This window comes from Nocardia sp. NPDC055321, from assembly GCF_053645575.1.
Map to the genome: position 1 here is coordinate 68809 of NZ_JBSHMS010000018.1, position 21742 is coordinate 90550.

Here is a 21742-nt window from a genome sequence, read left to right on the forward strand (position 1 = left end):
TCCGCGCCCCGGCCCCCCCCCGGCGACCCCCCCCCCCCCCCCCCGGGCCCCGCCGGCGGTGTCCCCCCCCCCCCGGGGCCCTCGGCCGGTGCCATGGGACCGCGGGCCCCGAAGCTCGTCGCCTACTTGTTGTGGGCACGGAGCTGGTAGAGGCCCTCGGTCTCGGCCACCACCACGCCGTTGGCGTCGATCACCTTGGCGGTCAGGGTGAAGTCGGCCTTGCCCTTCAGGTCGGCCTCCTCGGCGATGCGGGCGATCTCCGCCTCCGAGAGAGTGGCCTCGGCGACCACGTCGGTCGCGGCGGGCTTGCGGAAGAAGATGTGCAGGTCTTTCACCAGGGGGTAGTACTTCGCGGTGTCGAAGCTGGCCAGGGCCAGGGCGCCGCCGAGGACCTCGGCGACGGTGAACAGGACACCGGCGTACATCACGCCGAAGTGGTTGCCGTTGCCCTCGGCGGGCACCTTGGTCGCGGCGTAGCCCGGACGCACCTCGGTGGCCGTGACCCCCATCTTGTGCGCGATGGGGATGGTGAACTCGAGCGCGCTGTTCACTACCTCGTGCAGCGGCGGGGTGGCGTCGTTCGCCATGCGGACCTCCGTGTCTGAACTTACTGGCAACATGCCAACAGCACAGATCATCGTGGGTGGGACTCCCCTCGCGCAAGTCCGGCCGGTCGGGTCCGGGTGGCGACGGTGAACCCGGCCACATCCCAGCAAATATTCGCGGCCGCGCTCCTAGGATTGCGCGAGGCCCTGTCGCGCGCCCACACCCGGATCGCGGACCACATCGAGGCGGGCGAGCACACCGGTTCCGCCGCCGCCCCGGCCGCACACCCGACGCACCCGCCCGGCGTCGAACCGAGAGGACCCCATGCCGTCGCCGTCCGCCGCCCCGGCGCTGACCACCGCCGCGCCCGCGACCGGCGCCCGCACCGACCGGGCCTGGATCGGCGTGGCGGCGGCCATCTTCGCCATCGCCTGGGGCGGAAACGAATTCACGCCGCTGCTGGTCATGTACAAGCGCGACGGGCTGCCGCTGGCCACGGTGGACCTGCTGCTGTTCGAATACGTGCTCGGTATCATTCCGGCGCTGCTCATCGGCGGCCCGCTCTCCGACCGATACGGCCGCCGGCCGCTGATGCGCCCCGCACCCCTGATCGCCGCCGCCGGATCGCTGCTGCTCGCGTTCGGATCCGACTCGGTGCCAATGCTTTCCGCCGGGCGCGTCCTGTCCGGCGTCGCGCTCGGGCTGGCGATGGCGGTGGGCAGCAGCTGGCTCAAGGAACTCTCCCAGCCGCCCTATGCCGCGCACACGGCCGCCGGCACCGGCGCGCGCCGCTCGGCCATGAGCCTGACCGGCGGATTCGGCGTGGGCGCGGGCGTCGCCGGCGTGCTCGCGCAATGGGGTCCGCTCCCGAGCACGCTCCCCTACCTGCTCAATGTCGCGCTCTGTGCGGGCGCGGCCGCCTGGGTGCTGCGCGCACCTGAAACCATAGTGCCGCAACCGAATCCGGCCCGGCTGCGCGACGATCTGAAGGTCCCCGCCGCCGCGAACCGCCGCTTCCGCCTGGTCGCCCTGCCGCTGTCGGTGTGGCTGTTCACCTCCGCCGCAACGGCTTACGCCATCATGCCCACCCTCATGATGCCCAAGGTGCACGGCGCGCCCATCGCGTTCTCGGCGCTCATCACCGTCATCACCCTCGGCTGCGGCTTCGCCATCCAGTCGGTGGCCCGCCGCCTGGACCGGCCCGGCACCCTGCGCCTGCCGGTGCTCGGGCTGAGCCTGACCATCGCCGGCATGCTGCTGGCCACCGTCGCCTCCGGCGCGCTGACCCTGTGGCTCACCGTCGCCACCGCCGTCGTCCTCGGCATGGGCTTCGGCATCGGCCTGGTCGCCGGTCTCCTGGAGATCGAGCGCATGGCCCGGCCCGACGACCTGGCGGGCCTGACCGCGGTCTACTACGCCGTCAGCTACCTCGGCTTCGGCGTTCCCGCGGTCATGGCGGTGCTGCACCAGCACGCCGGGTTCGGCTACCCCGTGATGTTCCTGGCGCTGGCGGCCGCCGCCGCGGGCTGCCTGGCCCTGGTCGCCCGCTGCAGAAACGACTGAAGCCCAGCTCAGGCGGATCACCCCTTCCGAATTCCGCGATCCGAGCCTTACAGTCGGTGCAGATGAAGTGACCGCGTGTTCATCGGCGCGGGAGTGGAGTGAGCACCGTGGACCTGTGGGAACAGATCAATCAGCCCGTCACCTACGCGATCCCGTTCTTCGTGCTCGCCCTCGTGGTGGAGGTGCTCTCGCTGCGCGAGCACGGCGACGACCGCACCGGCTACGACCGCACCGACGCGCGCAACAGCCTGCTCATGGGCGCGATCTCGGTCTTCGTCAGCGGCGCGGCCAAGTTCGTGGCACTCATCGGCTACGCGGTGCTCTACGTCCACGCGCCCTGGCAGCTGGACCCGCGCAATCCGCTGAGCTGGGTCGCGGTCATGCTCGGCGTGGATCTGCTCTGGTACGTGTACCACCGCACCTCGCACCGCGTCCGGCTGATCTGGGCCGCGCACCAGGTGCACCACAACAGCCGCTACTTCAACTACGCGACCGCGCTGCGGCAGAAGTGGAATCCCTGGTTCGAGCTGCTGGTTTGGATTCCGCTGCCGCTGCTGGGCGTCGCGCCGTGGATGGTGTTCACCGCCTGGTCGTTCAATCTCATCTACCAGTTCTGGGTGCACACCGAGACCATCGGCAAGCTGCCGCGCTGGTTCGAGTACGTCTTCAACACGCCCTCGCATCACCGCGTGCACCACGCCAGTGACGCCGAGTACCTGGACCGCAACTACGGCGGCATCCTGATCCTCTGGGACCGGATGTTCGGCACCTTCCGCGCCGAGACGTTCCGGCCCACCTACGGGCTGACGAAGAACATCGACAGCGACAATCTCCTGACGCTGCAGTACTACGAGTTCGGCGCGTTGTGGCGGGATCTGCGCTCCGCCACCCGCATGCGGGACCGGCTCGGCTACACGTTCGGCCCGCCCGGCTGGAAACCCGGCGACAGGTGGGTGTCGAAGAAGGCGAAGATCCGCCGCCAGGCGTCGGATGTGGCGGCGTCGTCGTAGCCGAGCCCGGCCACCCGCAGCAGCCCCTGCGCGGGCAGGTCGTTCGCGAACGAATGACCGACGCCCGCATAGGTTTTCACGTCGTGGTCGATGCCGTACTCGGTGAGGACTCGCTCGAGCTTGTCGCCGCGGCCGCGATTGGCCGGGTCGTTCGCGCCGTAGCTGGCCACGATCGGGCAGGCCCCGCGCAGCATCTCCTCGTAGTTGCCGCGACCCGAGGGGTAGAACGGCGCGGCCGCGTCGAAACCCTGCGGGGCGAGCAGCAGCGCGAACGCTCCGCCCAGGCAGAAACCCACGATCGCGACCTTGCCGGTGCAGCGCTCGTCGGCGGTCAGCAGCGCGCGGGCGGCCTGGATGTCGCGGATGGCCCGGCCTTCCTTGCCGGTGAGCAGGTCCCGGAACACGCTGGGCACACACCGGGCCCGGCCCCGGGAGAACAGGTCCGGCGCGACGGCCAGATAGCCGTTGTCCGCGAGCAGCCGGGTCTTGCGCCGGATATCGCCGCTGAGTCCCGCGATGTCGTGCAGCACCACCACCCCCGGCCAGGGGCCGTCGCCCGAAGGCGTCTCGAACACCGCCGACACGGGTCCGTCCGGTGCGGGCATCTGAATGGAGCTCATCGCCGAGTCCCTCCCCACTGGTCGAAACGATCACCTGCGGCGCATCCTATCCCGTCTGGGACAACCAGTTCGGGCATCGGACGGATCGAATTAGACGCGCACGGCGCGCAATGGTTGCCCGGCACGTGCCGGGCGAGAACAGTGGTTGGTGGCCCGCGCCCTCGTGCGGGCGCAACCGATCGGCAGACGGAGGAGAACTCGTGCGCTTCGGCCTATTCATCCCGCAGGGTTGGCGGCTCGATCTGGTCGGCATCGAGCCGGCGGCGCAGTGGGATGTGATGCGCGGGCTCGCGCAGCGCGCCGACGCCAATCCGGATTGGGAATCGCTGTGGGTGTACGACCACTTCCACACGGTCCCGGTACCGACCGAGGAGGCCACCCACGAGGCGTGGACCCTCATGTCGGCGTTCGCCGCCACCACCGAGCGGATCCGGCTCGGCCAGATGTGCACCGCCATCAGCTACCGCAATCCCGCCTACCTGGCGAAGGTCGCGGCGACCGTGGATCTCATCTCCGGCGGACGCGTGGAGATGGGCATCGGCGGCGGCTGGTACGAGCACGAATGGCGGGCCTACGGCTACGGATTCCCTTCCGCCGGTGAGCGTCTCGGCAGGCTCGACGAAGGCGTGCAGATCTTCAAGCAGGCCTGGACGACGGGCAGCGCGACACTGGACGGCAAGCACTACCAGGTGGACGGCGCGATCGTGCGCCCACTGCCGTTGCAGGAGGGCGGGATTCCGCTGTGGATCGCCGGTGGCGGTGAGAAGGTGACGCTGAAGATCGCGGCCAAGTATGCCCAGTACACGAACTTCGCGGGCAACCTGGACGAGTTCGCGCACAAGTCCGAGCTGCTGCGCAACCATTGCGCGGATGTGGGCACCGATTTCGACGCCATCACCCGCAGCTCGAATTTCAACGCCGCCATCGGGCGCACCGAGGCGGAAGTGGAGGAGCGGCTGGCCGCGCTCGAAGCGCGCCTGACGCCGTTCACGGGCGCGGCGGCCGCGAAGTCCCAGATCGACAATATCTTCCGGGGATCGGCTGCGGTGGGGACGCCGGAGCAGGTTATCGAAAACCTCACGAAGGTCAAGGATTTAGGGCTTTCGTACACGATTCTGAACTTCCCGGAATCCGCTTATGACACCAGCGGAATCGAGCTGTTCGAGAAGGAAGTGATCCCGGCTCTGCGGTGATTCGGCGGGTGGTTCGTGGCTGGGCCGGCGGTTCGAATTCTTCGAGGAATTCGGGCGTCGGTCCAGTGTGAATATTGTTGTATCACAATTGAATTCGGCTATTCACGCTTGCTATCAAGGCGTAGAATAGGGGTATGAATTCGAGGAAGGTACCCACCATCGCGACGAGTGCCAAAGCACTCGGCGCCGCGGTGGAGAACCTGCTCGAATTGCCGATGTTCCCGATGTCCGATGGCGAGGTCATCGACGTCATGCAGGAACTCGAAACCAGTGTCCGCAAACTCGAAGCCGTGAAGCAGCGCTTCGCGCTCGAGTGCGGAGCACGGAACTTGGGCCCTCGGGCCGGTGTGAAGAGCCTGATCCTGTTCCTGCAACAAACACTGCGACTCTCGTACGCCGAGGCCGCTACCCGCGTTCGCAACGCTGATCTACTGTCGACGGTGTCGGAAGGTTCGAGCACCCGGCCGCCGGTCCTGCCTCTCGTAGCTAAAGCGCAACGGGCCGGGGAGATCTCCGCCGACCACGTGAAGGCCATCCACGATGCGCTGATGCGGATCCCCGACGCCGCCGGTCCGGAAGTGAAGGACCATGCCGAGGAGCATCTGACCTCCTACGCCCGCGAGGGTGATCCGAAGGGCGTGACCAAGCTCGGCGTGCATATCCTGGCCCACGTCGACCCTGACGGCCGATTGACCGAGGACCGGGACCGCCAGCGAGTCCGGAGCATCAAGATCGGGCATCAGGGCATCGACGGCATGTACCCGATCTCCGGGTTCCTGACCCCGCAGTTGGGTGCGGTCATGATCCCGATGTTCGAGAAGTTCGGACGCCCCGGCATGTGCAACCCCGATGATCCCGAAAGCCCGTGGACCACCGCTGAACTGGGTCTCGATACCGAACTCGACGACGGCGACGACACCGGTGATGTCGATGTGGACGACCCGACGTTGACCCCGGCCGAACGTGCCCGTGCCGCCCTTCGAGCGAAGCTGCGCGCCGCCGCCAAACGCGATCACCGCAACGCCGAGCAGCGCAACCACGACGCCCTGATGGTGTTCTTCCGCCCGGACATGGGCCCCACGAAGCTCGGATCGCATCGCGGACTTCCGGTCTCGACCATCATCACCATGAGCATCGAGGACCTGGAGAAGCGCGCGGGCGTAGCGACCACCGCCACCGGTGGGACCATGTCGATCACCCAGGCTCTCCAGGTGGCCAGGAATTCGACCCCGTATCTGGTGGTGCTCGATCGCAACGACCGCCCACTGCATTTGTCTCGCGGCCAGCGCTTGGCCAACCCGGCTCAGCGGTTGGCGCTCACCGCCACCGAACGAGGCTGCACCCGCCCCGGTTGCGACGCGCCAGCGAGCCGCTCGGCTGTACACCACATCCGAGAATGGTCAGATGGTGGCGAAACGGACATCGAGAACCTGACCCTGGCGTGCGATGCCTGCCACGCCCAGATCAACACCGGCCCGAACGGGTGGGGAACGGTTGTGATGGGCGAGGATTCGGAGAATCTGGGCAAAACCGGATGGATCCCACCACCACACATCGACCGAAGTCGTAGGCCACGTGTGAACTTCCGCCATCATCCCCAGTTTCCGGGGATCCCAGCACGATGGCGCTGTTAGCCACCCGGCCCCCGGTCTCGAGCCTCACCGCCGCTTCGACTCTGCCTCTTCGGCTTTCGACGCCGAAGAGGCCTTCGTGCGCCCGGCACCGCCCATGCCGTCGCCCAGTGAGAGCCACACCGCCACCCCAGCATCGGGCATCTCCGCACGGCGGCTCTGTCACCGACCGAGCCCCGGTCTCGAATACCGCCCACTGCTCGATGCACCTTCATTCGCGGCTTCATCGGTCTACACCGAATCGACTCCCGCGCACCCTGCCACGGGCCCGGCCCTCCCACCAGAACCACCGTTGCGACCACCTGGCAAGGTGTTCACGCGCGTGGCCGACGTAGCCCACACCCACACCAACCCGCATCTTCCGGCGGGGTTCGGGAGAGCAGGCAAAACAGATGCGGCAGTGCTGGTCACCTCGCCTGCCGTACCCAACCTTCGGCTCCCCAGCCGGGAGCCCGTTCACCCTTCCAGCCGGGTCGACTGGCCGTGGGCACCTTCTCGAGACCACAGACAAAGACTCGTCGTCAGCACAATGAGGTAATGGCCAGGGCGGTGATTGCCGCACCCGGTCCAGGGTTGAGAACTCGGCCACGCATCCAAGGGCTTCGATCCCGTCAATCAGCCCGGAAGGGCTGGAACCGGCGCCGAGGCACCCAACCTGCCCCGGCTGGTACTCCGTTATCCAGGCGTACTTCCCCCGGCAGGGCACCCAACCGCAGCCGAGTCTCCCGACCCCGGCGTACCGAGACCCCACACCTTCAGCGCGGCGTGCCCGCCGGATCCAGGCAGCTGGCGAGGCCATCCACCAGAGAGCAGGTCGCTGGAGCCCGGGTGGGGACGTAGTCGGCGGGAACACCGGAGTTCGCGGTGATCTCGGTGTAGGCGGGGACCGCATCGGTGGGGCGGCGGGTCAGGGTCGGATCGGTCAGGACGTCCACCGTGTAGAGGCCGAAACGGGGGGTGTAGGAACCCCATTCGTAGTTGTCGGTCAGGCTCCAGTAGTTGTAGCCCATCACGTTCATGCCGTCGGACTTCGCGCGCTGCACCCAGTAGATCGTGTCGCGCAGATTGTCCGCGCGGGTATAGCCGTCGGCGCGGGGCAGGCCGTTCTCGGTGGGCATGCCGTTCTCCACGATGTACAGCGGCTTGCCGGGGAACTTGCGCGAATAGTGCTGCAGCGCATAGTAGATGCCCTCGGGCTGCAGGGGGTTCTTCCAGAGCTGCGTGAAATTGGTGAACATGCCGACCGAACTCGGAGACAGGCCGTAGTAGTAGTCGATGCCGACGTAATCGAGTTTGGCCGCGATCTTGTCGATGAAAGTCCCGTTCACCGCATCCTCGGCCGCGGGGATGTAGGCCACATTGCTGGTCACCATCGCACCCGGCTGTACCGCGTGAATGTAGTCGTATATCGCGTTGTGCGACTGTGCGATTCGGTCCTGCATCGCGGGCACCGAGGTGGCGGGCAGGCCGCCGTGCCTGGTCTCGTTGAGCAGATACATGGCCGGCTCGTTGAAGCTGACCCACAGTGGATCGAAGCCCGCGTAGCAATCGACCACCCGGCGCGCATTGGCCAGCCAGTCATCCACCATTCCCGGGTTGTTCCACCCGCCGCGCTCGGCCTCCCAGCCGGGGTACACCCAATGATCCAGCGTGAGCATGGGTCGCATTCCGGCCGCCGTGATCGCCCCGATCACACTGTCGTAGAACCGAAGTCCGGCTTCGTCCCACACCCCCGGCTGCGGCTGCACCCGCGCCCATTCGATTCCTATGCGGTAAACCGAGACCCCCAACTGCTTCGCCAGCTGAATATCGGAGGCATAGCGGTGATAGAAGTCGATCGAATCCCGGTACGGATCCTCGGTCTTGCCCGCGGCGATATAGCGCGTCCAGTTGCTGTCCGGCGCACTGCCCTCGGATTGGAAACCGGAGGCCGCCACACCCCAGAGGAAGTCATCGCTCATGGGCGCGAGCTGCCCGGGCGGCGGCGGCGCGGCGCCGGCCGGTACCGCGCCGAATGCGAGCGCTGCGGCCAGAACAGCCGGGACGAGGGTGTGGAGCCGGAGTCGCATCGGATGTCTCTCCTTCGCTGTGAACGACCCGATCGCGGGGTCGCATGAAAACCGTACAACGCACGGTTTTGGTTGCACAAGCCTGGCAGGCGGGGTTCTACACTCTCCTGGTGGCAAAACGCGGGCCCTACGGTAAAGGCATCGAGCGCCGGGAACAGATCCTGGCCGCGGCCCTGCGCACCATTGCCGAGCGAGGCTTTCTCGCCACCTCCGTGGCCGAATTGGCCGAGGCCGCGGGGCTGAGCCAGAGCGGACTTCTGCACTACTTCGGATCCAAGGAGGATCTGTTCGTCGCGGTCCTGCGCAAACGCGATGAAGCCGATATCGAGACCCTGGACGCGCTCACGCCCGAGGATCTGATCCAGGTGATCCACCGCAACACCCGGGTGCCGGGACTCATCGAACTCTTCACCCACATGCAGGCCGCGGCCGCCGATCCCCGGCATCCGGCCCACGATTACATGCGGATCCGATACGACCGCGGTACCGCGGCCTTCACCGCGACCCTGCGCCGGCAGCAGGAGGCGGGCCTGCTCCCGGCGCATCTGGATCCCGCGGCGGTGGCCGCCATCTTCTTCGCGCTGGCCGACGGCCTGCAGTCCCGCTGGCTCATCGATCGCGATTTCGACATGGTGGCGCATCTGGAATCGGCCTGGCGCAGCATGATTCGCGAGCCCTGAGTTCAGCCGATCCAGGCCGCGACGGCTAGGAAGACGCAGATCAGCACGAACAATATGCCCATGAGCGGCGCGATGAACTTCACGTAGCGGTCGTAGCGCACCTTGGCCAGTGCGATGCCGCCGGTCACCACCGCCGTCGTCGGGGTCACCAGATTCGCCCAGCCCGACGCCGATTGCCAGGCCGTGACCACCAGTGAGCGCGGCACATTCGCGAAATCCGCCAGCGGTGCCATGATCGGCATGGCCAGTGTCGCGTGGCCCGAGGTGGATGGAATCAGAAACGCCAGCGGCACATTCACCAGGAAGACCGCCACCGCGAAAACCGCCGAGGACGTGCCGGTGACCAAGCCCTCCAGCGCGTGCAGCACGGTGCTGGTGATCTCGGTGTTGTTCATGATGACCGTGACGCCGCGGGCCAGCACGATGACGATGCCCGCGCCGACGAAGTCGCCGAAGCCCTTGCCGACGGCTTCGGACATCTTGCCCTCGCCCAGTCCGCCGACCAGGCCGATCACCACCGCGCCCACCAGGAACAGCGCTGTCAGCTCCGGGAAGTACCAATCCAGTTCCCAGGGAAACGATGTCGCGCCGTCGCCCTTGATGACGGTGGCCCAGGGGATGATCGAGAAGATCATGAAGGCGAAGGTCAGACCCACCAGCCACAGCACCAGCACCTGCCGCCCGGTCATCGGATCCGGTTCGTGCTCTTCGGCTTTCATATCGCGATCGCCGGGCTGCCAGCCGGACCAGGATTTACCGGGATCGTTCTTGACCCGGCGGGCGTACCAGAGCACATAGGCGACCGTCACGATGGTCAGCACCACCAGCATGGCCAGCCGCAGCACGATGCCGTCCCCGATGGGCACATCGGCCGCCGAGGACGCGGTGCCGGTGGCGAAGGGGTTCACCGTCGAACACAGCACGCCCACACCGGCGCCCGCGATGATCGCGCCGACCGCGGTCATGCGGTCGTAGCCCAGGGCCAGGGTGAGGGGCACCAGCAGCGCGTAGAAACCGAGGGTCTCCTCCGCGAAGCCCTCCACCGTGCCCGCGATGGCGAAGATGACCATGATGCCGACAATCAGCAGGAAGGATCGATCGCGCAGTTTGTATGCGAGCCTGCCGATTCCGCTGTCGAGCGCGCCGGTGGCGAAGGCGACGGTGATGAACGCGCCCACCGCCAGCACGAACAGGAATACCGCCGCCGCACCGTACAGCGCGCCGCTGGCATCGGGCGCGACCTGACCGTTGTCGGGATTCTGAATGCCGTAGAGCCCGTTCACCGGCGCCAGGAACAGATCCCGGACGCGCTCGCCGAAGCTCTTGGTCGCCTCGATGCGGTGATAGGACCCAGCGATGGTCTTGCCGTCCTTGTCCACCTGGTACGCGCCCGGCGGAATGACGAAGGCCGCCAGCCATACCGCGACCATCACCCCGGCGAGAATGGTGTAGGTCGAGGGGAAGGATCGTTTCTTCTTGTGCGAGGCCGGTTTCGGGTCCACGACCGCGGTATCGCTCATTTGCGCATCCTGTTCGCGAAGAGCTGGAAGAATTCGGCTTCGGCCAGCGCCACGTTGCTCAACTCACTGAGCAGGACGCGCTCGTTGAAGCCGTGCATATTGCAGCGGGAGTCCTCGGCGCCGATCATGATGACTTCGGAGTTCGGATTGGCGGCCGCCATGGAATTGGTGAGCGGGATGGAACCGCCCATGGCCGAGTCCACGACGTCGGTATTCCACGCCTTGCCCATCGCTTCGCGCATGGCGGCGTAGGCGGGGCCCGTTGTGCCCGCGGCGAATCCGGCGCCGACGTCGCCGCCGGTAACCTGCAGTTCGATGCCGAAGGGCTTGACCTTCGACAGGTGCTCGATCACCGCTCGCTGCCCCTCGGCGGGATCCTGTTCGGGATGCACCCGCACGTTGAGGTAGGCCCGCGCGTACGGAATCACCGCGGAGGCAGCGGTTTTCACCGGCGGCGCGTCCAGGCCGATGACGGTGATGGCCGGGCCGTACCAGATGCGCTCGCCGATGGGGCCGGTGCCGAGCAGTGGCATACCGGGTTCCATGCCGGTGACCTCGGCGAATTCCTCGTCGGTGTAATTCGCGCCGGTCCAGGTGTCGCGGCGCAGCCCCGGAACGGCCACATTGCCGTCGGCGTCGTGCAGGGTGGCCAGGGCGTGGGTCAGCGCGAGCAGCGCATCGGGCGCGGCGCCGCCGAATTGTCCCGAATGCACCGGGGCCGCGAGGGTGCGCACTTCGACGAAGACGTCCGCGACCCCGCGCAGGGCGGTGACCAGGGTCGGGGTGCCGGCGCGAATATTGCCCGCGTCGCAGATGAGCAGGGCGTCGGCCTGGAACAGTTCGGGCTGCTCGACGGGGTAGTCGTCGAAGCCGGAACCGTATTCCTCCTGGCCCTCGATGACCAGGGTGATGCCCACCGGGGGTTTGCCGCCGAATGCGCGCAGGGCGCCGATGTGGGCGACGACATTGGCCTTGCAATCGGCCGCGCCGCGGCCGTAGATCGCGCCGTCGCGCTCGGTCGGGGTGAACGGCGGTGTATTCCAGAGGCTTTCGTCGCCCGAGGGCTGCACGTCGTAGTGCGCGTAGAGCAGGACCGTCGGCGCGCCGGGTGGTGCGGGGACGCGGGCGTAGATGACGGGGGAGGTCTCGGGCAGTGTCAGCACTCGAATGTCTTCGACACCAGATTTCCGCAACTCTTCAGCAATGAGGTCGTGCGCCGCCTGCACATTCGCCTTCGGATAGTCCGGAAAGGCGATGGAGGGAATCGCTACCAGCTGTTCGAGCAGCTCTTTCAGGTCGGGCATCAGGTCGTTGACAGTGCTACGCAGGTCGGGGCGCAGATCCATGCGCCCATGAAACCACTATCCGATGCCGGATCAGCGAATCTACAGCCACTTTTCCCGAGAATCTCGGCGGGCCTGTTCGCGCGGCCCCGGCCGGGGATCGACCGGCTCCGCGGCGGCGTCGCGCGCCGACCCGGTCAGCGCCCCGCGATAGCGGGCGGAATAGGGATGGCCGCCGGGTCGGAAAGCACCGCGCGCCGGGCGAATTCGATCGCACCGAGCAGCATGGCGTCCGCGCCGAGCCGGGCGGGAAGCACGGTCAGGTCCAGCGCCGGGGTCAGCGCGCGGCGGTCCGCCAGCCGTTCCTCGATGATCGGGGTCAGCCAGGGAAACCAGCCGGCCAGGGTGCCGCCGAGCACGATCTCCTCCACGTCGAGCAGCGCGTGAATTCCCACGATGGCCACGCTCAGCGCTCGCGCCGCGATCTCGATCGCCGCCAGCGCCCGCGGTTCCCCGGCCGACAGCTCGGCGATCAGCCGCGAATCGGCCGCGGCCGGCCCGAGCTCGCGCGCTGCCGCGCCCAGCCCCGCCGCCTCGAGCACCGCCTCGGGGCCCGCGTACAGCACCAGGCATCCGCGCGCTCCGCACACGCAGACCGGACCGTCCAGCGCCACCGGCATATGCCCCGGCTCCCCCGCCACCCCGTGACTGCCGATCTGAATTCGCCCGTCCAACACCACCCCGCCGCCGATTCCGGTGCCGGCTTCGATCAACACCAGGCTCCGCCCCCGCGAGCCCGCGTAGAACTCCGCGAAGGCGGCGGCGTTCCCATCGTTGATGACGTCGACCGCACACCCCGTGCCGATCAGCCGCTCCCCCACCAGCTCTCGCAGCCGCACCGGCCGGAACCACCCGAAATCCGGTGCGAGAGCGACGGTCTGCGCCGCGTCGTCGAGCACCGGACCCGCCATGGCGATGACGACTCGAACCAGCTGTAGGGGCGCGCCGGTCATGAGGCGCGCCGAGTCCGGTGTGGCCGCCGAGCCCGCGGTGTCCGATGGCCCACCGGTCACCCCGGCGGGCCCGGTCGCGCCGCCCGCGGCCCGGCGCACGGCCGCGGCCACGGCGTCGGCCATGATCTCCGGTTCCCCGGGCGGGCAGCGATGCGCCGAATCCTCCCGCCACACAACGTTTCCCGCGAGGTCCGCGACCATCACCCGCAGTCGCTCCGCGGTGATCTGGACGGCAACGCTCAACGCCCGCAACGGAATCAATCGCAGCGGCCGCCCCGGCCGCCCCCGCCCGCCACGGCGCAGCGCGTCGTCCTCCCCCACCAGTCCCCGCTCGATCAGGTCCGCCACCAACGCCGTCACCGATCCGTGTGCCAAACCCGTCGCCGTCGCGATCTCGGTCCGCGCGCAGGGCTCGTGCTCGGCGATGTGCCGCAGCACCCGCCCGAGGTTCGCCCGCCGCACCGCCGCGGAGTCCGCCGGCCCGCCCCCCGAACGCGCGCCCGCCGCCCGCGATGCCCCTGTCACCGCACCGCCCGAATCCACCGGGTGATCGCGGGGGCACCGACGGGCTCCACAGACCGGCGCCGTACGAACACGAGGGTGCTGCCGGATCCGAGGGTGGGTGCGTCTTTCACACGTCGAGATTATGCTGGGCGTGATTTATTTCAAGCATTGACGTAAATAGCGACCAGAGGTTGACATGGCTGTGCAGCGAATCGGGCGGCGGACACTGTTCATCGGAGCGGGGGTGGCGGCGCTGGCCACCGCCTGCGCCCGGGAGGCGGAGTCCGCCGGCGGGGCGACGGTGGTCACGACGTCGGGGCCCGTGCGGGGCGAGCGGCGAGATACGGGTGTGGCCTTCCTGGGGATTCCGTACGCGCAGCCACCGGTCGGCGACCTGCGATTCGCGGCGCCGGCGGCGGTGACACCGTGGGGCGAGACGCGGGACTGCACGGCGTACGGGCCCACCGCGCAACGCAAGTCGCTGACCGAGGTCACCGCCATTCCGGAGCCGAGCATCCCGGGCGACGGGGTGCTGAATCTGAACGTGTTCACGCCGAAGCCGGGCGCGGACGCCGGGCTGCCGGTGCTGGTGTGGATCCACGGGGGTGGGTTCGTGGCCGGGTCGGCGGCCAGCCCCTGGTACGACGGGGCGGCGTTCAACCGAGACGGCGTGGTCGTGGTGTCGATCGGCTACCGGCTGGGCATCGAGGGCTTCCTGCACGTCGAGGGCGCGCCGGACAATCGGGCGGTACTGGACTGGATCGCGGCGCTGGGCTGGGTGCGCGACAACATCGCGGCGTTCGGCGGTGATCCGGGCAGGGTCACCGTGGCCGGGCAGTCGGCCGGCGGCGGCGCGGTGTGGGCGCTCATGGCCGCGCCCGCCGCGCGCGGGCTGTTCCACGCCGGCATCTCCGCCTCGGGGGCGCTCTCGCAGCCCAATTCGCGCGCCGCCGGGCTCGCGGTAGCCGCGCTGTTCACCGCCCGCACCGGGTTGCCCGCCACCGCGGCCGCGCTGCGGAATCTCACCGACGATCAGATGCAGTCCTGCGAGGACAGGATGCGCGAGATCGGACCGGGCAGCGAGACGGTGCCGGCGCTGGCTCTCGCACCCTTCGCCGACGGCGTCACCATCCCCCTGGACAGCGCCGAGCTCGTGAAATCCGGTGCGGCGACCAATGTTCCGCTGCTGCTCGGTTTCACCCGCGACGAGTTCAACGACATGACCCGCGATCAGCCGGTCACCGCGGACACGTTGCCCGCGGCCTTCGCCGTGCTGGGCCTGCCGCCCGAGCGGATCGCGGGGTTCCGAGCCGCCTACCCGGGCGATTCCGCTGCGGAACTGCTCGGCCAGGCGCAGAGCGACACCCTGCTGCGCGCACCCACCTACCGGGTCGCCGAGGACCGCGCGAATCGCAATCAGGCCACCTGGCTGTACGAATTCACCTGGGCTTCAACGGCTCCCGACTACCGGGGCAGTTCCTTCCACTGCCTGGACCTGCCCTTCGCCTTCGACTGCCTGCGCGCGCCGGGCGTCGCCGCCGTCGCGGGCGACAACCCCCCGCAGGCCCTGGCCGACGCCGTGCACCGCGCCTGGGTGTCGTTCGTCACCGCGGCCGATCCGGGAGCGCACTGGCCGCGCTACACCGTCGAGCGGCGCGAGACCATGATCTGGTCCGAGTCCCCGCGCGTACAGTCCGATCCCTTCGCCGCCCAGCGGGGGCTTTGGCTGTCCTGACCGGCGCGTCCTGCGCGACGGCACGACTCCCGTGCGGCCCCCGCCGTTTCGAATGGCAAACTGGGGGCTACTACCAGGCAGAGAATTGCCCAGCACGTCGCAATGGACGGATGGTTTCGAATGCTCGGATTTCGCCGGTGGGTCGCACCCGCCGTACTGGTCGCCGCCGCCACCCTCCCCGCGACAGCCCCGGCATCGGCGGCCCCCGACGAGACCCGAGCCGCACTCGGCGGCGGTTCCGGCATCGTGCTCGGCGGGCACGCCAAATGCAGTCTGACCACCATCGGCCGGGACAGCGCCGGCCGCCTCGTCGGCTTCACCGCCGGGCACTGCGGTGAACCGGGCGCACCGGTCGCCGGTGAGCAGTTCCCCGAGGCCGGCGCCGTCGGCCACGTGGTCAGCTCCGACGAGACCCTGGATTACGCGGTGATCGAGTTCGATCCGGCCAAGGTCACCCCGCTGCGCTCGGTGGGCAACACCACCATCGCCGGCCTGGCCGCCGCACCCCCGAGCGCCTGGGACGTGGTCTGCCAGAACGGCCGCACCATCGGCGAGGCGTGCGGCGTCGTGTGGTCCGCCGGCCCGGGCGGCTTCATCGAGCAGGCCTGCTCCAGCTACGGCGACTCCGGCGGCCCGCTGCTGCTCGGCGATCGCCTGGTCGGCCTGGTCTCGGGCCCGCTCATCAACGACACCCGCGCCATGCGCTTCACCTGCACGAGCGCCCTGAATCCCTTCCACACCCCGGTGGTCGCCGTCTCCTTCGATTCGGTCCGGGCCGCCGTGGACGCGACCGAGGGCGTCGGCGCGGGCTTCCAGCCGATCTGATCGCCGGCCGGAAACTCGGGGCGCTGCGGATTCGATGCCGCCGCGAGGCCACACACCGGCCGACAGCGCACGCCGCGACCCGGCCAGGGTCGCGGGCGACGGGACGCAGAACCCGATCCCGGAGCGTCGCGGCATAATTCCGGCACGTGTGTGCGAGATCTACCGCGCCGCATCGCTATTCGGCGAGTACGTCCAGCGCTCGATCGATATCCGCCTCGGTGTTGTACAGGTGGCAGGCCAGGCGGAGGCGCCCGGCGCGGACCGCGCCCACCACTTTCGCCGCGCGCAGGCGGTCCAGTGTCGCCGCGTCCGCGGGTATCGAGACGACGGCCGAATCACCCACGGGCAGGCCGAGTCCCGTGCGCAGCCGGTTCGCCAGCGCCACATCGTGCGCCCGGATCTCGGCGATACCGGTCGAGAGCAACAGCTCCAGGGCGGGCAGCTGGCCGATCCAGGCGGGCCACACCGGGGAGAGGTCGAAGCGGCGGGCATCGGCGGCCAGGCGCAGCGGCGCGTCGTAGACCGAATCCCAGGGATCGCCCCCGGCGTACCAGCCCGCGGCGACCGGGCGCAGGGTGTCCAGGGCTGCGTCCGTACCCGCGAAGAAGGCCGTGCCCTTCGGGCCGAGCAGCCACTTGTAGCCCACGCCCACAAGCCAATCCGCGCCGGTGTCGTGCACGGGCAGCCAGCCCGCCGCCTGACTCACGTCCAGCAGCACGCGGGCGCCGGCGGCGTGCGCGGCGGCGACCACGGTCCGGGCGTCCATGACCGCGCCGTCCGCGGACTGCACCACGGCGGCCGCGACGACATCGTCGTCCGGGCGCACCGCGGCCGCGAGTTCGGCGAACGGGGCGGTGCGCACGTGAATATCCCTGCGCGCCAGGAACGGCCAGATGACCGAGGTGAATTCCGATTCCGGCAGCAGTACGTTCGCGCCCGGCGGCAGGCTCTCGGCCACCAGACCCACGAACTGTGAGACGTGCGCGCCGATGGCCACCCGGGCAGCGTCCACACCGAGCAGGCGGCCCAGGGCCGTACGGCAGTTCGCGACGACGCCGTCGACCGCCACGATGTCGAACTCGCCGTGCACCCGGCGCTGTTCGGCGGCGGCCACCTCGGCCGCGACCGTGGTCGGGAGCAATCCGTAACTGGCCGCGTTGAGATAGGTCACGTTGGGCGCGAACGCGTTTCGAACCGAGGCGGGCAGCAGATCGGGGGTGCGAGCGAGGGTCATCACCCCATGGTGCCCCGGCCGGGCGGGCCCGGAAAAGAGCCGGTGGGCCGGGAACTGGTCTGTTCCCGGCCCACCGTTATTCGACCGGTTCGACGCGGACCGGGGGGCGGTTACCGCGTCGGGGGGTCGGCGGTCGCCGCGCCGACCGGTCGAAATCTTCTCAGGCGGAGCGTGATTCGGCCGTCGCGACGGCCTTCAGCTTCGCCTCGCGGCGGAACCGCAGAATGCCGTCCTCGATGGCGCCCTTGCGGAGCATGGCGCGGTCGCGGAAGTAGTTGTTGATGACCAGCCACGGCCCGCGGGTGCCCTGGCGCGGCATGACGCCGTCACCGCGCTGGATGTAGCCCGAGGTGAGCGCACCGCCCATGAGCGAGGCCTCGGAGCGGTCGCCCTCCTCCGGCACGGCCACGACCTGCGAATAGCCTTCGGCCCGCATGTGATTGAGCAGGCGGCAGAAGTACTCGGCGGCCAGATCGGCCTTCAGGGTCCAGGAGGCGTTGGTGTAGCCCAGGATCACCATGGCGTTGGGGACATTGCTGAGCAGTGCGCCCTTGTACGCCACCAGATCCCGCGTCGCCAGCGTCTCACCGTCGACCGCGAGCTGTGCGCCGCCGAGCATCTGCACGGTCAGGCCGGTCGCGCTCACGATGATGTCGGCCTCGAGCTCCTCGCCCGAACGCAGCCGGATGCCCTTCTCGGTGAAGGTCTCGATGTGATCGGTGGCGATGGAGGCCTTACCGCTGCGCAGGATGCGGAACAGGTCGCCGTTGGGCACCACGCACAGGCGCTGATCCCACGGGTTGTACGACGGGGTGAAGTGCCGCATGTCGATGTTCGGCCCGACCTGCGCGCGCACCGCCGCGAGCATGAGCTTGCGCGAGAGCTTGGGGTTGGTGCGCGAGAGCTGGTAGCTGGCGCGCTGCAGCGCGATGTTGCGCGCGCGGCCGGCCTTGTAGGCCACGGCGGCGGGCACCCGGGCGAGCTTGAGGCCCACCGCGACCGGGTCGTCGGCGGGCAGCGCGGCGATGTAGGTGGGCGAACGCTGCAGCATGGTGACGTGCGCGGCGTCCTTACTCATGGACGGAATCAGGGTGATGGCCGTCGCGCCGCTGCCGATGACCACGACCTTCTTGCCGGTGTAGTCCAGATCCTCGGGCCAGTGCTGGGGGTGCACGATCTGCCCGGTGAAGTTCTCCTGGCCAGGGAAGTGCGGCTGGTAGCCCTTGTCGTAGTCGTAGTAGCCGGTGCAGCCGACGAGGAAGTTGCTGGTGTAGGTCTCAGTCTCGCCGGTCTGCTCGTCGAAGGCCGTCACCGTCCACAGCCCCTCGGCGCTGTCGAAGCTCGCGGTGGTGACCTTGCGGCCGAAGCGGATGTTCTTCGTGACCCCGTACTCGGCGGCGGTGTCCTCGATGTACTGGCGGATGTTCGGGCCGTCGGCGAGCACCTTGGTGCCGATCCAGGGCCGGAAGCCGAAGCCGAAGGTGTACATGTCCGAGTCCGACCGGATGCCCGGGTACCGGAACAGGTCCCAGGTGCCGCCGATGGCGGTGCGCCGCTCCAGGATGAGGTAGCTGCGCCCGGTGTTCTCCCTGCTCAGGTGGCAGGCCATGCCGATACCGGACAGGCCCGCGCCGATGATCAGTACGTCGACATGCCGCGTCATTGAGGTACTCGCTTCGTCTGGTCGTCTACCCGGGCTTCGTCGTCCGAGTGCCCCCGGAATGTTACGTGTTATCCGGGGTAACGTCTACTATAGCCGTGGACCGCCCGCCCGGGGGCGGGTGACGGCGGGCCACCCCACTCGGGAACCCCGCGGCGTCAGGCCGCGTGCGAGTGCCCCGCACGGTCCGGCTCCGAGCGGTACCGCGTGGTCGAACCACCGATGCCGAGCACCTTCCACACTGTCTTGGCGACCGGATTCATCAGCCCGATGCGCTGGGCCAGCGCCCGCACGTCACCGAAGTACCCGGCGAAGGTCTCCTTGGAGTCGGGCAGCCCGAAGAAGACCTCCCTACGCACCCGATCCGGGATGCCGAACTCTCGGAAGAACGCGCGCGGCGGAATGATGATCGCCCGCCCGCCGATCCACATGACGATCGGAAAGGCCAGCGAGAGCACGAACCGGGCGAGCTGATTCGCCTCGGGCACATGGTGTTCCAGGTACTCGTGAGCGAAGGAGATGTGCCTGGCCTCCTCGGCGACGTGAATCGCCATGACGCCGCGCATGATCGGGTGAATGTCCTCGCCCGCGCGCAGAATCGCCTTCTGGATGTGGTCGATCGGCTCCTCGCCCGAAAGCACCGCGATGAAGAACAGATTCGGGAACAGCGCGGCCAGAGGCGGCACGACATAGGTGAGCTGCCGCAGGATCGGGCCCATCCCGGGCACGTCACGGCCGATACGGTTCACCATCTCCTGGAACATGAGGGTGTGGTTGCACTCCTCGATGACCTCGTGGGTGCAGTACCGGAATTCGGGCGAACCATTGGGCAGCTTGAAGGTCTGCTGCACCATGCCGCCGATGAGCAGGGTCTCGAACTGCAGGCCGACCTTGGCGATGTTGGCCTGCCGCCACTGCCCGATCTCGATCTTGCGGGCCTCGGATTGCGCCTGGTACCAGGGATGGCGGGCGAACATGTCGCCGGAGGCGGGCAGAATCCAGCGAGGATCGCCCGGGATCACGGCGAAAGCCGAGTTGTCCCAGTCGATGTCGGCGTAGGGATCGAAGTGCTTGTCGACCGAGCCCTGCGAGAGCAACAGGACCTTCTCGGCATAGCTCTGCGCGAGCGCGAGCACGGACTCGGCGGATGCGGGTGCTGACACCATTGTCAGGCCTCCTGGGAGTGACAGAAATTACTGTATCTTATGGTTACATCTACCTCCCGGGGGCGTCAACAGCGGCCGACCGACCGTTACCGCCAGAATGTGGGATCCAGCCCCCACGCCGCGAATTCCGCTGCGACACAGTCGCGCAGCACCGCGCGGGTCGGGAAGCGATCGGGATCCGCGCCGGTCACAGCGAGGGTGACGGTGTCGCCGTCACTGGACCAGGACAGGTTCAGGCCGACCTCGACCCGGCGGAACAGCTCGGTCGCGCCCGCGCAGACGACCGGGCGCATGAGCACCGTGCGGGCGCGCACGCCGCCGATGGTCGCCACCGCGCTCCCGGTCTCGCCGAGATTGGTGCACAGGCACTCCGGCGCCTTCGCGGTCCGGGAGAAATAGCCGAGCACGAAGCGCGGCAGCATCATCTGCACCGGTTGCAGGTGTTGCAGCGCAGGCGTCGTGGCGGGATCGGCGTAGGCGCGCGCGGCCTGTTTGATGGCGGCGCGCACCCGGGACAGATCGGTGCGCTCGCCGACGCGGTACGGGACCGCGATGGGCAGGCCGGTGGTGGCGTTCCCGCGCGGATCGTCCTGCCCGCGCATCGAGTGCGGGATGTCCACCCGCACGGTGGCGCCGTCGGCGATGCGGCCGGAGCGGCCGAGCACGCCGACCCCGACGCCGATCATGAGGCCGTTCGCGGTGCCGCCGTGCGCGGCCGCGACGCTGTTCCATTCCGCGAGTGGGACTTCCACGACGACGTCGGCCGGGGTGTAGGCGTCCGGGAGCGGCAGCGCCGGTTCGGCCGGGCGCGGGTTGCGGGCGGGTTCGGTGACCGCGCGCGCGGCGAGCGCCGCGCGTACTCCCCGTGCGGCCGCGGCCAGTTGAGCCGCGGCGTCGGCGAAGTGCCTGCGGTACAGGCCGTCTCGCGGCGTCGTCCCGACCAGCCTGCCGGAACCGCCGTCCGCCGCCGGCGCGGCGCCGAGGTCGAGCCGGTACAGCGCGTCGCCGAGGGCGTAGAGCACCGCGCCGCCGTCCGCGCCCACATGGGAGGTGACCAGGGACAGCAGCATGCCGCCGGCGGCGGTGGGCGCGGTGGACAGCCGCCACACCCGGCCCGCGACGGGATCGAAATCCACCCGCGTCTGGGCGAGAAACCAGTCCAGGACGCCGTTCTCGGGCACGGGCTCGGTGTCCCGGCCCAGCGCCAGGGAGTACTCCGCGCGCACCCACCAGGCCCGGGCGAGCGGAATCGTGGTGGTGCGGACCCGGCGGGACAGGAAGCCGTGCGCCAGGTGCGCGTGCAGGCGCTCCAGGACCGCGGGGTCCACGGGCTCGTCGAAGCGCCACGCCACCTGGTTCACCAGGGCATTGCCGTACAGATCGTGCAGTTTGAGGAACAGGTCGTCATCGGCGGTGAGCCGGTTCATGGCGACCGGAACCGGTGCGGCCACGGGCGCGGGTGCGGTGGGTACGGTGGGTGCCGCCATGGG

The 21742-nt window shown here is 68.9% G+C and carries 17 protein-coding genes; 7 read left to right on the plus strand and 10 right to left on the minus strand.

The genetic code is table 11. The features are described from left to right. Positions 1 to 122: 122 nt before the first annotated feature. Complete coding sequence (locus tag ACWIGI_RS27505) at positions 123 to 587, minus strand: YiiD C-terminal domain-containing protein (RefSeq protein WP_454205375.1); 465 nt, start codon at positions 585 to 587, stop codon at positions 123 to 125. A 283-nt stretch (positions 588 to 870) separates the two neighbouring features. Between ACWIGI_RS27505 and ACWIGI_RS27510 the strand changes: the two genes are divergently transcribed. Further along, positions 871 to 2109 carry an MFS transporter gene (locus ACWIGI_RS27510; RefSeq protein ID WP_454205376.1) on the plus strand — a complete coding sequence of 413 codons (1239 nt, stop codon included), beginning with the start codon at positions 871 to 873 and terminating at the stop codon, positions 2107 to 2109. A gap of 98 nt (positions 2110 to 2207) precedes the next feature. Further along, positions 2208 to 3119 carry a sterol desaturase family protein gene (locus ACWIGI_RS27515; protein WP_454205377.1) on the plus strand — a complete coding sequence of 304 codons (912 nt, stop codon included), beginning with the start codon at positions 2208 to 2210 and terminating at the stop codon, positions 3117 to 3119. Here the strand turns inward: ACWIGI_RS27515 and ACWIGI_RS27520 are convergent. Then, positions 3020 to 3739: a dienelactone hydrolase family protein gene (locus ACWIGI_RS27520; protein ID WP_454205378.1), complete on the minus strand. Its 720-nt coding sequence runs from the start codon at positions 3737 to 3739 to the stop codon at positions 3020 to 3022. The genes ACWIGI_RS27515 and ACWIGI_RS27520 overlap by 100 nt on opposite strands. A 200-nt stretch (positions 3740 to 3939) precedes the next feature. Between ACWIGI_RS27520 and ACWIGI_RS27525 the strand changes: the two genes are divergently transcribed. Both ACWIGI_RS27525 and ACWIGI_RS27530 read left to right on the plus strand, forming a co-directional pair. Next, positions 3940 to 4932 carry an LLM class F420-dependent oxidoreductase gene (locus ACWIGI_RS27525; protein WP_454205379.1) on the plus strand — a complete coding sequence of 331 codons (993 nt, stop codon included), beginning with the start codon at positions 3940 to 3942 and terminating at the stop codon, positions 4930 to 4932. A 134-nt stretch (positions 4933 to 5066) separates the two neighbouring features. After that, positions 5067 to 6566 carry a DUF222 domain-containing protein gene (locus tag ACWIGI_RS27530; RefSeq protein WP_454205380.1) on the plus strand — a complete coding sequence of 500 codons (1500 nt, stop codon included), beginning with the start codon at positions 5067 to 5069 and terminating at the stop codon, positions 6564 to 6566. 752 nt (positions 6567 to 7318) lie between these two features. Here ACWIGI_RS27530 and ACWIGI_RS27535 read toward each other — a convergent pair. Beyond that, positions 7319 to 8632, minus strand: a complete 1314-nt coding sequence (locus ACWIGI_RS27535; protein ID WP_454205381.1) for a family 1 glycosylhydrolase — start codon at positions 8630 to 8632, stop codon at positions 7319 to 7321. Positions 8633 to 8742: 110 nt separating this feature from the next. On the opposite strand from ACWIGI_RS27535, the gene ACWIGI_RS27540 reads away from it, so the two are divergent. Beyond that, positions 8743 to 9312, plus strand: coding sequence for a TetR/AcrR family transcriptional regulator (locus ACWIGI_RS27540; RefSeq protein ID WP_454205382.1), 570 nt, complete (start codon positions 8743 to 8745; stop codon positions 9310 to 9312). A gap of 2 nt (positions 9313 to 9314) precedes the next feature. On the opposite strand, the gene ACWIGI_RS27545 is transcribed toward ACWIGI_RS27540, so the two are convergent. From ACWIGI_RS27545 to ACWIGI_RS27555, 3 genes are all read right to left on the minus strand, one after another. Then, positions 9315 to 10832 (minus strand): YfcC family protein, encoded by a 1518-nt coding sequence (locus tag ACWIGI_RS27545; protein WP_454205383.1) that lies wholly within the window; start codon positions 10830 to 10832, stop codon positions 9315 to 9317. Then, positions 10829 to 12178: a M20/M25/M40 family metallo-hydrolase gene (locus ACWIGI_RS27550; protein WP_454205384.1), complete on the minus strand. Its 1350-nt coding sequence runs from the start codon at positions 12176 to 12178 to the stop codon at positions 10829 to 10831. The genes ACWIGI_RS27545 and ACWIGI_RS27550 overlap by 4 nt, the downstream gene beginning before the upstream one ends. 134 nt (positions 12179 to 12312) lie before the next feature. After that, a complete protein-coding gene (locus ACWIGI_RS27555; RefSeq protein WP_454205385.1) occupies positions 12313 to 13653 on the minus strand; it encodes an ROK family transcriptional regulator in 1341 nt (446 codons plus the stop codon). Between the two features lie 175 nt (positions 13654 to 13828). Between ACWIGI_RS27555 and ACWIGI_RS27560 the strand changes: the two genes are divergently transcribed. Further along, on the plus strand, positions 13829 to 15367 hold the full coding sequence (locus ACWIGI_RS27560; protein WP_454205386.1) for a carboxylesterase/lipase family protein: 1539 nt from the start codon (positions 13829 to 13831) through the stop codon (positions 15365 to 15367). Between the two features lie 120 nt (positions 15368 to 15487). Beyond that, positions 15488 to 16192, plus strand: a complete 705-nt coding sequence (locus ACWIGI_RS27565; protein ID WP_454205387.1) for a hypothetical protein — start codon at positions 15488 to 15490, stop codon at positions 16190 to 16192. Between the two features lie 175 nt (positions 16193 to 16367). Here ACWIGI_RS27565 and ACWIGI_RS27570 read toward each other — a convergent pair whose 3' ends face one another. The 4 genes from ACWIGI_RS27570 to ACWIGI_RS27585 form a co-directional block, all read right to left on the minus strand. Further along, on the minus strand, positions 16368 to 17426 hold the full coding sequence (locus ACWIGI_RS27570) for an aminotransferase class V-fold PLP-dependent enzyme (RefSeq protein ID WP_454205388.1): 1059 nt from the start codon (positions 17424 to 17426) through the stop codon (positions 16368 to 16370). 160 nt (positions 17427 to 17586) lie between these two features. Beyond that, positions 17587 to 19089: a flavin-containing monooxygenase gene (locus tag ACWIGI_RS27575; RefSeq protein WP_454205389.1), complete on the minus strand. Its 1503-nt coding sequence runs from the start codon at positions 19087 to 19089 to the stop codon at positions 17587 to 17589. A gap of 155 nt (positions 19090 to 19244) precedes the next feature. Further along, positions 19245 to 20252: an AurF N-oxygenase family protein gene (locus tag ACWIGI_RS27580; RefSeq protein ID WP_454205390.1), complete on the minus strand. Its 1008-nt coding sequence runs from the start codon at positions 20250 to 20252 to the stop codon at positions 19245 to 19247. An 86-nt stretch (positions 20253 to 20338) separates the two neighbouring features. Continuing rightward, on the minus strand, positions 20339 to 21739 hold the full coding sequence (locus ACWIGI_RS27585) for a hypothetical protein (RefSeq protein WP_454205391.1): 1401 nt from the start codon (positions 21737 to 21739) through the stop codon (positions 20339 to 20341). Positions 21740 to 21742: the final 3 nt, after the last annotated feature.